Origin of the sequence: Pontimonas sp., from assembly GCF_031581085.1 — a bacterium.
GTDB lineage: Bacteria > Actinomycetota > Actinomycetes > Actinomycetales > Microbacteriaceae > Pontimonas.
This window is the reverse complement of sequence record NZ_JAVLBO010000017.1, coordinates 1-12,603: the sequence shown is the minus strand read 5'-3', so window position 1 is coordinate 12,603 and position 12,603 is coordinate 1. Positions and strand designations below refer to the sequence as shown.

General features: G+C 62.5%; 9 protein-coding genes and 1 pseudogene. 6 read left to right on the top strand and 4 right to left on the bottom strand.

The annotated features are described in order from the left end of the window. The first annotated feature begins 33 nt into the window (after positions 1-33). A complete protein-coding gene (locus tag RI518_RS05770) occupies positions 34-225 on the top strand; it encodes a methionine aminopeptidase (protein WP_310671811.1) in 192 nt (63 codons plus the stop codon). Here the strand turns inward: RI518_RS05770 and panB are convergent. Then, the gene (panB, locus tag RI518_RS05765; protein WP_310671812.1) at positions 222-1,034 is read right to left on the bottom strand and encodes a 3-methyl-2-oxobutanoate hydroxymethyltransferase; all 813 of its coding nucleotides are present in this window, start codon (positions 1,032-1,034) and stop codon (positions 222-224) included. The two genes, RI518_RS05770 and panB, sit on opposite strands and share 4 nt — an antisense overlap. 125 nt (positions 1,035-1,159) lie before the next feature. Continuing rightward, complete coding sequence (locus RI518_RS05760; RefSeq protein ID WP_310689594.1) at positions 1,160-2,995, bottom strand: NAD+ synthase; 1,836 nt, start codon at positions 2,993-2,995, stop codon at positions 1,160-1,162. Between RI518_RS05760 and glnA the strand changes: the two genes are divergently transcribed. The 4 genes from glnA (at position 2,994) to RI518_RS05740 (ending at position 9,151) form a co-directional block, all read left to right on the top strand. Then, complete coding sequence (gene glnA / locus RI518_RS05755; RefSeq protein ID WP_310671814.1) at positions 2,994-4,331, top strand: type I glutamate--ammonia ligase; 1,338 nt, start codon at positions 2,994-2,996, stop codon at positions 4,329-4,331. The genes RI518_RS05760 and glnA overlap by 2 nt on opposite strands. Before the next feature lie 17 nt (positions 4,332-4,348). Next, on the top strand, positions 4,349-7,252 hold the full coding sequence (locus RI518_RS05750; RefSeq protein ID WP_310671815.1) for a bifunctional [glutamine synthetase] adenylyltransferase/[glutamine synthetase]-adenylyl-L-tyrosine phosphorylase: 2,904 nt from the start codon (positions 4,349-4,351) through the stop codon (positions 7,250-7,252). 113 nt (positions 7,253-7,365) lie between these two features. Further along, positions 7,366-8,292, top strand: coding sequence for an EamA family transporter (locus tag RI518_RS05745; protein WP_310689588.1), 927 nt, complete (start codon positions 7,366-7,368; stop codon positions 8,290-8,292). A 175-nt stretch (positions 8,293-8,467) separates the two neighbouring features. Then, positions 8,468-9,151 (top strand): GntR family transcriptional regulator, encoded by a 684-nt coding sequence (locus RI518_RS05740; RefSeq protein ID WP_310671817.1) that lies wholly within the window; start codon positions 8,468-8,470, stop codon positions 9,149-9,151. Positions 9,152-9,185: 34 nt separating this feature from the next. On the opposite strand, the gene RI518_RS05735 is transcribed toward RI518_RS05740, so the two are convergent. After that, on the bottom strand, positions 9,186-10,490 hold the full coding sequence (locus tag RI518_RS05735) for an aminotransferase class III-fold pyridoxal phosphate-dependent enzyme (protein ID WP_310671818.1): 1,305 nt from the start codon (positions 10,488-10,490) through the stop codon (positions 9,186-9,188). A gap of 46 nt (positions 10,491-10,536) precedes the next feature. Next, complete coding sequence (locus RI518_RS05730; RefSeq protein WP_310671819.1) at positions 10,537-11,982, bottom strand: NAD-dependent succinate-semialdehyde dehydrogenase; 1,446 nt, start codon at positions 11,980-11,982, stop codon at positions 10,537-10,539. 412 nt (positions 11,983-12,394) lie between these two features. On the opposite strand from RI518_RS05730, the pseudogene RI518_RS05725 reads away from it, so the two are divergent. Then, positions 12,395-12,603 (top strand): annotated as a pseudogene (locus tag RI518_RS05725) (hypothetical protein); the annotation flags it as partial.

Genomic DNA, 12,603 nt, shown 5'->3' with positions numbered 1-12,603 from the left:
AGCGTGCGGCCTCCCCAGTGGCACACTGGAGTGATGACGGACAACACAGAAGAGCACGACGGCTCCTGGTGGTACAACCACAAGACGGGCCAGGTGGAATTTGGTCGACAGTCGCTTGGCGGCGACCGCGACGGCCCCTACGCGTCAGAAGCCGAGGCGCAGCGGGCGCCGGAGATTGCCCGCCAGCGGGCAAAAGAGTGGGAAGACGAAGAGGAAGACGACTAGTCGTCGAAGACGTTCGACGCGTCGGGAAACGCCCCGGAGCGCACATCGTCACGCCAGGTCGACACGGCCTCGATCATCTCCTGACCGAGCGCCGCGTATTGACGCACAAAGCGCGGCAACCGCTCTGTTGTGACCCCGAGGAGGTCCGTCCACACCAGGATTTGACCGTCGGTTTGACGGCCCGCTCCGATGCCGATCGTCGGAATCGACAGCATTTCGGTGACCTCCGCCGCGAGGGGCTCGGGAACCATTTCGACGACGACCGCGAAGGCGCCGGCGGCTTCGACAGCCCTCGCGTCGGCGAGGAAACTCTCTTTGCCCTCCCCGCGGCCCTGAACGACGTGACCGCCCAGGCCGTGCTCGCTCTGAGGGGTGTAACCGATGTGGGCCATGACGGGAATACCGGATTGGACGAGCCGCTCGATTTGGGCCGCAGAGCGCACCCCACCCTCCAATTTGACGGCGTGCACCCCGCTTTCTTTCATAAATCGCACGGCCGTGTGCAGCGCTTCGTCGGGGCCCGACTCGTAGGAGCCAAACGGGAGGTCGGCGACGACGAGGGAGCGTGTCGCGGCGCGCACGACCCCCCGGGCTAACGGGATGAGCTCATCGGTGGTGGTGGGAACGGTCGTGTCGTAGCCGAAAACGACATTGCCCGCTGAATCGCCGACCAGAAGAAAGTCGACTTCGGCCCGATCAAAAAGGCCAGCAGTGAGAAAGTCGTAACTGGTCAGTCCGACAATCTTGGTGCCGGCCTGCTTCGCCTGCGAAAAGTGGCGCACACGCACCCGCTTGGTGACCTCGCTCATTCCCCCAGACTAGCCCGCGGTGCCAGGTCGTCCACAAATGCAGCGATCGAGACTCACTCGCCGCGAACGCGCCGACACGCAGCGACGCGCGTGGACTACAAAGGCGTGCAGTACTCAGGCGTGGACTACTGAGGCCTGACGCTCTGGTTGCGCGCGGTGACCGGGAGGCGACGATCTCTGCCGAAGGCGACGCTGGAAATTCTGGGGCCAATAGCTCCCTGTCGGCGCTTCCACTCGGCTCGGTCCACGAGCCGGACAATGTCGGCCACCGTGTCGGAATCAAAGCCCGCCTCCACAATTTGTGGGTGGTCGCGTCCCTCCACGATCAGAAGCTGGAGAATCCGGTCGAGGGTGTCGTAATCGGGCAAGCTGTCCTGGTCGGTTTGGTCTGGCCGAAGCTCCGCACTGGGCGATTTCTCGATGGAGGAGACCGGAATGGGGGGCGTTTTTCCCTCGGTAAGGGCTCGGGCGTTTCGCCACCTCGCCAGTTCCCACACCATCGTTTTGGGGACGTCTTTAATGGGGGCGTAGCCCCCGACCGAGTCGCCATAGATTGTGGAGTACCCGACGGCGAGTTCAGATTTATTTCCCGTGGTCAACACCAGGTGGCCCTCCTGGTTGGACAGCGACATCAACAGCACACCGCGCACTCGCGCCTGAACGTTTTCCGCGGCGAGCCCACTCAAGCCCAACTGGTCGTCAAACGGGGCAACGAGATCTGCGATGGGTTCCACCCGGTAGCCAATACCGGTCGCATCGGCCAGTTCACGGGCATCATCTCGAGAATGGTCGCTGGAGTGTCGACTGGGCAGAGACACGGCGTGCACGCGCTCCGGGCCGATTGCATCGGCGGCGATTACCGCGCACACGGCAGAGTCAATACCCCCCGAAAGGCCGAGCATCACGCTTGGGAAGCCATTCTTGTTCACGTAGTCACGCGTTCCCGTCACCAGGGCGTTCCAGACCACATCCAGGTCGTCGCGCTCAGCGGCTACTTCAGCGGCCACTTCAGCGACCACGTCAGCGCCTGTGTCCGCATCCGATGGGCCGGTTCGTGGGGGAGCCAGCGGGAGCTCCACCCGCTGTGTGTCTTCGGGCAGTGGGTGGTCACCGGCCTCGGGCAGGTCGAGGGTGACCACCTGGAGGTGTTCGACAAACAGAGGTGAACGGGCGTGCACGGTTCCGCTGTGGTCGACGACCACCGAATCACCATCGAACACTAAATCGTCTTGACCGCCCACAAGGTTGGCGTAGTAGACCGCGAGGTCCATCTCCTTGGCGCGCCTGGTCACCAGCGGCAGGCGAACATCGTCTTTATCTCGCTCAAACGGTGAGGCGTTGGGCACAAAGAGTGCGGCGAGTGGATAGCCGCTGAGGGTCTCCACCGGGCCATCGTCGCGCCACAGGTCTTCACAAATCACCACACCACAATCCACCCCGCCGAGTCGAAGAATGAGGTTTTCCTCACCGGGGAGGAACGTGCGAAATTCGTCGAAGACGGAATAGTTCGGTAGGTGGTGTTTGGCGTAACGCGCGACGACCTGACCGTTGTGGAGCACACTCACACAGTTTTTCGCCTGTTGCGGGTGGGCAGGCGAGTACAGGTCGGTAGGCGGAGGAAACGGACCGTCCGGGTGGCCGACCAAGACCACTAAATCCCCGAGGCCTCGCTGGTGAAGCTGGCTGGCCATATGGTCGACGACTTCGCGGGCTCGCTGGAGAAAATCATCCCTCAGTGCCAAATCCTCGATGGGGTAGCCGCTAATGGCCAACTCACCGGTGAGGAACACTTGAGCTCCGCGCTCCCACGCAGCAGCGGCCATTTCTACCAAGCGCTCGCGGTTGCCCCCCAGATCGCCCACAATCGGGTTAGTTTGGGCGATGGCCACTCGGATGCTCGGCATACCCAGTAGCCTAATAGTCAGGCAGTTTTCCCCGTTTTCGCAGTAGGTGAGGGCCATGGACAAGCAGAGAGAGTTTGTGCTTCGCACAATCGAAGAACGTGGCGTGAAGTTCATTCGGCTGTGGTTTACCGACGTCGTCGGGACGCTCAAAATGGTGGCAGTGGCCCCGGCAGAAATCGAGGGCGCTTTCGCTGAAGGCCTCGGAATCGACGGCTCGTCCATTGAGGGCTACACCCGGGCGTATGAGGCCGACGTGCTCGCTCACCCGGACCCGACCACCTTCCAGATTCTGCCCTGGCGGGGAGAAATCGACCCGACGGCGAGGATGTTCTGCGATATCCACACCCCCGATGGTGAGCCGGCAATGTCGGACCCCCGCTATGTGCTCAAGCGCAGCCTGCAGCGGGCGGCAGACCGGGGCTTCACGTTTTATACCCACCCGGAAATCGAGTTTTACCTGTTGAAATCCGGCGAATACGGTCCGGAGGGGCCGGTACCCGTCGATAAAGCAGGCTACTTCGACAACGTTCCTGGTGGCACCGCCCACGACTTTCGTCGGCGGGCGGTACGCATGCTGGAAGACTTGGGAATTTCGGTCGAATTTTCTCACCACGAGGGCGGTCCAGGTCAAAACGAAATTGACCTGCGCTACGCCGACGCGCTCTCCACGGCGGACAACCTGATGACCTTTCGCACCGTGGTCAAAGAAGTCGCCATCGAACAGGGCGTCTACGCGACGTTCATGCCCAAACCTTTCGCCAACCACCCCGGCTCCGGGATGCACACCCACATGTCGCTCTTTGAAGGCGATACCAACGCGTTTTTTGACCAGTCGCAGACGTATCAACTCTCCACTGTGGGGCGCCAATTCGTGGCCGGTCTGCTCACCCACGCGCCAGAAATTACGGCGATTACCAACCAGTTTGTGAACTCCTATAAGCGCTTGTGGGGTGGCCACGAAGCGCCCAGCTACCTCACCTGGGGACACAACAACCGCTCGGCACTCGTTCGGGTACCGCTGTATAAGCCGGGTAAGGGCCAAGCGGCGCGGATCGAATACCGCGCGATGGATTCGGCGGCAAACCCCTACCTGACCTACGCCGTGCTGTTGGCCGCCGGCCTGAAAGGAATTGAAGAAGGCTACGAGTTGCCGGCTGAAGCCGAAGACACCGTCTGGGAGTTGAGCGCTCAGGAGCGCAAAGCTCTCGGCTATAAACCCCTTCCCACCAGCCTCGACCACGCACTGAATTTGATGGAAAACAGTGAACTGGTCGCCGAAACACTGGGTGAGCAGGTATTTCAGCACGTGTTGAACAACAAGCGCCTGGAGTGGGAGCAGTACCGTGCTCAGGTCACCCCCTACGAAATCGAAGCCAATTTGGGGCTGCTCTAGTCTCTGGGAGGTAAGGGGTGGCCCGTCGTGGCGCACTGGGCTTAAGCGAACTGGCCCGTCATGGCTTTAGCGAATTAAGCGCGGCTCGAGCACGCCTCGAGGCGCTCGGCCTGTCGGCGGAAGTGTTTTCCCACGCGGGTGACCCCGATGCCGCGCTCGCAGCATGGCAGCAGTTGGCCGAAGCCGCCCCCACGGAGATCCAGGCCATTGGCGCCGATCCCGCGGCGCGCACGAATCTCATCTCGTTGCTGGGTGCCTCGTCCGGTCTCGCCGATTTTTTTCGCCGCCAGCCACAGCAGCTCTCTCGCGTTCTGGACTCACCCTCTGCCCCTGCTTCTCGGGCAGAAATGGTCGCCAGGCTCAACGCCGCTGTGGGTGAGTCGATTGGTGAACAGGCGGCGACGTCGCTGCGCATCGCCTACCGGGTTGAACTCTCCCGATTGGCCCTCTACGACTCCTCCCACGCCAGGCCCATCGACATTGTCGATCAGGTGGCGAGGGCTCTGGCCGATTTGGCCGATGCCGCCCTCGAGGTGGCCTTGGCGTGTGCAAGGCGGGAGTGGCAATTGCCCGAGGAGGTCGCGCCGCTGGCGATTATTGCGATGGGTAAAGCCGGAGCGCGCGAGCTCAATTATTTGAGCGACGTCGACGTGATTTACGTCACCCAGGCCCCGGATTCGGATCGCGTGGACGAGGTCGTTCAGGCAGCGACCACCCTGGCCCAGGCGACCCAGCGCACCATCATGGAGTTTGGCCTGGAGCCTGGTTTGTGGGAGGTGGACGCAAACTTGCGGCCAGAGGGTAGGGACGGCCCGCTGGTGCGCACCCTGGACTCCCATGTGGCCTACTACCAGCGGTGGGCAAAGGATTGGGAGTTTCAGGCGCTGATCAAGGCCCGGCCGATGGCGGGGTCGCTCGAGCTTGGGCGGGAGTACCTCCGCGCGCTGGAGCCCATGGTGTGGCGGGCATCATCGCGCGAAGGTTTTGTCGAGCAGGTCCAGCGGATGCGCGAGCGGGTGACCCACAACATTCCCCACGACGAAGTCGACGTGCAACTCAAGCTCGGTCCGGGTGGTCTGCGCGACGTGGAATTCACGATTCAACTCTTACAGTTGGTTCACGGCGGCATGGATGACGAGGTTCGAGTCCCCGACACTTTGGGCGCCCTGGCGGCGCTGGCGAAAAACGGCTACGTCGGCCGCGAAGAAGCAGCCGAGTTCGATCGCGCCTACCGCTTCCTGCGCACCCTGGAACACCGCCTGCAACTTCGACAGCTCAGACGCACCCACCTGATGCCCCGCGACGATCAAGCCCTTCGCGTACTGGCTCGATCGACTCATCTCGCTGAGGGGGCCGATGCTCTCGTCGAGGCCTGGCGACGAGTCCAGCGTCAAGTGCGCACCTTGCACGAGCGTCTGTTTTACCGGCCCCTGCTCCAGGCAGTGGCCGGCCTCGCCGCCGAAGGCGGTGTCGAACTAACCAGCGCTCAAGCCGCTGACCGCCTTCGGGCGACCGGTTTTGTGGACCCGGAGGGAGCAATGGGTCACATCACCGCGCTGACCCAGGGGGTCTCCAGGCGAGCGGCGATTCAGCGCCACCTGTTGCCCGTGGTGCTGCGTTGGCTCGCCGAGGGAACCGACCCCGATCGGGGGTTACTGGCGTTTCGTCGGCTGAGCGATGACCTTGGCGAGAGCCCCTGGTTTTTGCGCATGTTGCGTGACTCGTCGGGTGCCACGAGCAATCTCACCCGTGTGTTGGGAACGAGTGGTTTTGCCGGAGCCCTGCTCGAGCGGGTTCCGGAGGGGGCGGGCTGGCTCGACGACGGGGATGAACTGCGTCCTCGTCCCGCCGCGCAGTTGGCGGAAGAAATTGACGCCATCGCCAGGCGCTATCGCCAGCAGTCGCAGAGTGCCCAAAATGCCCTCCGTCAGCTGCGCCGGCGCGAATTGCTGCGGTTATCGATGGGGTCCATCATTGGGGCGATTGATACCGGCGAGCTCCAGGTCGCGCTGGGTGATGTCACCGAAAAATACCTGGAGGGCGCGTGGAAAATCGCGGCTCCAGATTTTCCGGGAATCGAGTGTGCCCTGGTGGCCATGGGCCGCTTTGGCGGCAATGAGTTGGGTTTTGCCTCCGATGCCGATGTGCTCTACGTGGTGCGAGATGCCGGGGCCGGCGATCAGACGGTAGCTCGCGGTGAGGCTCTGGTGAGAAAAATCGTGGAGCTCACGTCAGATCCTCTCTTCCCCTTTGAACTCGATGCGGGGCTGCGCCCCGAGGGCAGAAATGGACCGCTCGTGCGGTCGTTGGACGCGTATCGAAATTACTACCAGCGTTGGGCCCTCGGTTGGGAAGCCCAGGCGCTCCTGCGCGCTCGAGACATTGTGGGTGACGCTTCGCTTCGGACTGATTTTATGGAATTGGCCAACACGGTGCGCTATCCGGAAGAGTTCCCCGAGGACGCCGCTCGAGAAATCCGGCGCATTAAAGCCCGGGTGGAGGCGGAGCGGTTGCCCCAGGGGGCCGATTCTCACCGGCACGTGAAGCTGGGGCGGGGCTCACTGAGCGACGTCGAATGGCTCGTGCAGCTCCTGCAGCTCCAACACGGTGGAACCATCACCAGTGTGCGTCGAGCCGACACTCTGGGCGCCCTGTCCGCGCTGGTCGCCGAAGGGGTGTTGCCCGAGGAGGATGGGCAACTGCTGGGCGAATCGTGGCAGTTGTGTTCGAACCTTCGCAACGCGCTGACCCTGTCGGGCAGGCCCTCGGATGTGTTACCCAGTGACCGCCGGGCCCTCGAACAGGCAGCTCGTTTAATGGGCTACCCTCCCCACAGCGCGAGCGCTCTGGAAGAGTTCTACCTGCGCACGACACGACTGGCGAGGACGGTGTTCGAGCACCATTTCTTTCCCGGCGCCTAGGGTGGCCAGCGAGGCCTATCAGCGCCTGGAACACCGCGGTGGGGCGGTGAGCGGCTATCCTGAAACTGTCCCACAACAGCGTTGTAGTGAGAAAACTGAGAGAGTGCGAATTTGTGGCTACGGTAACGATCCCGCCCCGGCTGTATGGCTGGGCACCCCCCTGGACCTGGGCAGTGCTCGCCATGGTGAGTATTCAGACCGGTTCGGCCGTGGCGGTGTCGCTGTTTGCCCTCGTGGGACCCGCGGGAACCGCATGGATGCGCTTGAGCTTTGGGGCGCTGATCCTGATCCTGATGGTGCGCCCCCAATGGTCTGCTGTGCGGGCCCGGCACGTCCCAGGCTTACTGGGCCTCGGGGTCGCTACCGGTGTGATGACCACCGCGTTTCTCACCGCGCTTCAGACATTACCCCTGGGAACCGCGGTCGCCATTGAGTTTCTTGGCCCCCTCACTGTCGCCGCGATTACCGGGCGGACACTCCGCGCGGGCCTGTGGCCCCTGCTAGCGCTTGGGGGAGTGGTGCTGATGACCCAGCCGTGGGCGGGCGGGGTCGAAATCGTGGGAATTGGTTTTGCTCTGTTGGCGGCGATGGGCTGGGGTTCTTACATCTGGTTCAGCCAGAAGGTGGGCGATAGCTTCTCTGGTGTTCAAGGACTCGCCATGTCCCTGCCGGTGGCCGCCCTTGTCGCCAGTGTGTTTGGCGCTCCCCAGGCCTGGGGAAACATTTCCTGGGTGGTCATCATTGCGGCGTTGGGAATTACTCTGCTCACTCCGGTCATCCCGTTTTCGCTCGAGATGCTGGCGTTGAAGCAGATGAATAAGCGCGCGTTTGGCACCCTGATGGCCTCCGGCCCGGCCATTGCGCTCGTCATGGGATTGATTTTTCTCGCCCAGGTGCCAAACGCCCTCGAAATTCTGGGTATTGCCCTCGTGATTGTCGCGGGGGTGGCGACCCAACGCTCCGGTGGGAGAGCGGATTTTGCTCGCCCCGCGAGCCCTCGAATTGCGGTGCGCAGAAAGTCTGGCGGGGGTGAAGAATAGCCAGACCGGGGTTGCCGGGCGACCAGGATTTTGTAGAGTGGGTCGGGCCGGGTAGCGCGGCGTTGCTCGTGGCCACCCTCGCGGTCGCATGGGGCTGGCGGGTCTGCTCAGAGACAGCGGGGCCTGGCCGGTGTAAGCTCCGGTCATGCAGTTGAACAATTTCATGAGGTGAACTGTGCAACAGGACGGTATTGAAGACATTTCTTTGCAGCGCGCGAGCACTGCAGAAGTCGTCGCCGAAACGCTCGTTCGCCTCATCGTGACGAGGGCGTTGAAGGCCGGCGAGCCGCTGCGCGAGACGTCTCTGGCTCGCTCTTTGGGTATTTCGCGAAACTCGCTCAGGGAGGGAATTCGCCTCCTGGAGCAGAGTCGCCTGGTGGAATACCAGATGCACCGCGGCGCGGTGGTCAGTACTCCCAATATCGAAAACCTCAACGATCTCTACGTCACCCGACTACACCTCGAGACCCTGGCCGCTCAGCAAGAAGTCAGTCCGGAGAATTTGGCCGCAATCGACCGCGCGTTTGAAAACCTCGAGCGAAGTGCGACATCCCAAGAGGCCGATCGCATCATTCACGCGGACCTGGCCCTGCACCAGGCGATCGTGGACAATCTGGGAAGCGAGCGCATTAGCGACTTTTACCGGCGGATGGGCAAAGAGTTGGTGTTCTATTTCACGGTGATTTCCTACGCTGACAATGAGTTTTTACACCCCGATGACTTCATTCTCAGCAGGCACCAACAGCTGCGCGACGCCTTTCACGCGGGCGACTCACAGCGCGCCAGCACGCTGGTGCGCGAACACATCATGGAAAACTGGCAGCGCCTGCGCGACTTCTTCACCGCGCAGGAGGGCTAAGCTCCGATCGGTCACTCTGGCCGAAAACCAGGCCTCACTGGGAGTGTGAGGCCTGGAAGTCGGCAAAGGCGCGATCGAGGATTCCCAGGGCCGACTCGATGAGCTCATCGGAGACGGTAATGGCCGGGAGCAGGCGCAACACGTGACCGTCGCTACCTCCCGGGAGGACCAGTAGACCAAGCTCCAACGCCCGTTTGCTAATCGCCTTGAAAGCCTCGGGGTGGGGGCTGCCGTCGGGGTGGACCAGTTCAATACCGTGCAGTGCGCCTCGGCCGCGGACGTCGCCAATGACCGAGTAGCGAGACTGTAGCTCGCGCAATCCGGTCTGGATCATTCGGCCGATTTCTGCCGAGCGGTCCATCATCCCGGGAGCGGTCAACTCGTCGAGAACCGCGAGGGCGGCGGCACAGCCCACGGGGTTTCCACTAAACGTGCCACTGAGGGCACCGGGCTTCATCGAATCCATGATGTCTGCGCGACCGGTGACGGCGGAGACGGGAATTCCGCCGGCAATCGCCTTAGCCGTGACGACCACGTCGGGCACGAAGTCGAAGTGTTCGCTGGCAAAGAGAGTCCCGGTCCGGCCAAGGCCGGTCTGAATTTCATCGGCGATGACGACAATTCCGTTGTCGTTGCACCAACGCTGGATCTCGTTCAGGAATCCGGGCGCCGGCTCGATCACGCCTCCTTCACCCTGAATGGGTTCGATGAGGAAACACGCGAGGTTCTCGGCACCGGAGATTTTCTCCAAGTACGCGATGGCTTTGCGGGCCGCGGTAGGGCCGTCCATGCCGTCGAGGTAGGGGTGCGAGTTCGGGGCGCGATAGATCTCACCCGGCCGGGGACCCGCTCCGGTGGCGAGCGGCACCGCTTTGTAGTTCAGACCGAGGGTGAGGTTGGTGCGCCCGTGGTAGCCGTGATCGAGCACGGCGATACCGTTTCGCCCCGTGTGCGCCCGGGCGATTTTGATCGCGTTTTCTACCGCCTCGGCGCCGGTGGAGCTCAGCACCGATTTCTTCACAAAGTCTCCGGGTGCAATGCGATTGAGTTGCTGGGCGACTTTGACGTAAGAGTCGTAGGGAGTGATGGTGAAAAGGGTGTGGCTAAATTTCCGCATCTGGTCGATTGCGGCCTCCAGCACGGCCGGGTGGCCGTGACCGAGGGTCGTCACTCCGATGCCGCAGCCAAAGTCGATGTATTCCTGCCCGTCGACGTCGGTGAGGATTGAGCCCTCGGCGTGGGAGATGTAAATGGGGGTGTAGGAGCCGACGGCAGCCGAGACTTCCGTCGCTCGTAATTCGTGCAGAGCCTCGGACATGGTGCCGGGAACTTGCGTCATTGTCTTGACTGGATTCATGGTGTCCTCCGTGACGTGAAAGGGTTCGCTAGTGGGTTTCTTTCCGGGCAATGTTGTAAAAACGCATTTCTTGGTACTCCTCGAGACCTTCGCCGCTTCCCTCTCGGCCCATTCCCGATTGTTTGAGTCCCCCAAACGGTGCCGCAGCGTTGGAGGGCACACCCTGGTTGATGCCGACCAGGCCGGTCTCTAGGGCATCGGCAACGTTCAGCGCGCGATCCAGGTTCTCGGTAAAGACATACCCGGCGAGACCAAATGGGGTGTCGTTTGCCGCCTCGAGGACCTCCGATTGGTGTGAGAACCGCCGGATGGGGGCAATGGGTCCAAAAATCTCGGTGGTGAATACATCGGCGTCTGTGGCGACCCCATCCAACACGGTCGCTTCGAAGAAGTACCCGGGACCCTCCGGTGCACTGCCGCCCGCCCGAACTGTGGCGCCTCCGGCCACTGCGTCGGCGACCAAATCCTGCATGCGTTGGGCGGCTTTGTGGTCGATCATCGGTCCCAATTGGGTCGATTCCTGTTCCCCCGGTCCGAGGGTGATCGAGCTCATCTGCTCGCTGAAGCCTTGAATGAAATCTTCCGCGATGCCCTCCTGGACGTAAAAACGGTTGGCCGCGATGCACGACTGCCCGCCGTTGCGCAGTTTGGCCGCGATGGCGCCGGCGATGGCCCGGTCGAGGTCTGCGTCATCAAAGACGATGAAGGGCGCATTCCCGCCGAGTTCCATTGATGACTTGATGACGTTGTGTGAGGCAACACCCAAGAGAGTCGAGCCGACCTGAGTGGACCCGGTGAATGAGAGCTTTCGCACCCGGGGGTCCCCCAACACCGCCTCACTGAATTCGGACGCGCGGGTCGTGGTGACGACCCGCACCAAGTCTTCGGGCACTCCGGCCTGGACCATCAACTCGACAGTTAACAGCGTGGTGAGTGGAGTGAGGTTCGCGGGTTTCACGATGGCGGGGGAGCCCGAGGCGATTGCAGGGGCAATTTTTCGCGTGATCATCGCCATCGGGAAGTTCCACGGCGAAATCAGGACGGCCAAGCCGACTGGGCTGCGTTTAATGAGGATGGTCGATCCACCGTGGGGGTTTTCCCGGTAGCCGCCTCCGGGGCGGACCAGTTCTTCGGCGTACCAGCGGACATAGTCCGCTGCGTATTGCACTTCGCCTGCCGCTTCTTTGAGGGTCTTTCCCATTTCACTGGTGATGAGTCCTGCAAGGCGGTCGCGGTTTTCGATGAGCACCGCATACACGTTGTGCATGATGTCGGCGCGGTGTCGAGGGGTGGTTGACGCCCACGCGGCACCCGCCGCCGTCGCGATGGGGATTTGCTGGAGCGCGTAGTGCGAGTCGTGGTCGGGGACCGAGGCAATGTGCTCCTCGGTTGCGGGATTGAGCACGGAAAATTGGTTGCCCGATGGTTCCGCGAGCCCCACGGCTGCGTCTGTCGGGGAGAGAGACTCGCGCATGGCACAGACCTTTCGTGAGTACTGATTTGGTGGTGGGAAAACCGCTGCCCACATTGTATCGTTATCCTACAATTTGGCAAGAAGCCGGCGTGCCTCACCTATTTCGCCCGCGAGATCGACCGAATCCAACAGAAACTCACCGCACTGGCGAAAACACCGACCCTCGAGCTCGAGGCCGCCACACTAAAACCTTTACCCGACACCCACCAACGAGTGACACTCGCCAAAGCCAGCTAACCTCACCATGCGGGCTTTTTTAATTGAGGCACCCCGACCGGCGAAGCAAGGTCGGAGCATCCTCGTATCCTGAAGCCACCGTGGCCAAGCCCTCGGCAACTTCGCCTACACCGAGTGCGGCTGGTCGACCTTGAAGCGGGCGGGCCGCTGCGGCGAGTGTCAGCAGTGGGGCACGGTGATCGAGAAGGATGCGCCGACGCGGCACACCGCGCCGGTCAGGGTCGCCGAGGGCCGGGCCGCACGCCCGAGCACGTCGATCGAGCCGCGGGGCGAGAGCCACACGCTCACGGGCATCGCCGAGTTCGATGGTGTTCTCGGCGGCGGCTTCGTGCCGGGCGTCGCCAACGGCGTCGACCCGTCGCGCACGGCCATGCTGCTCGCCGT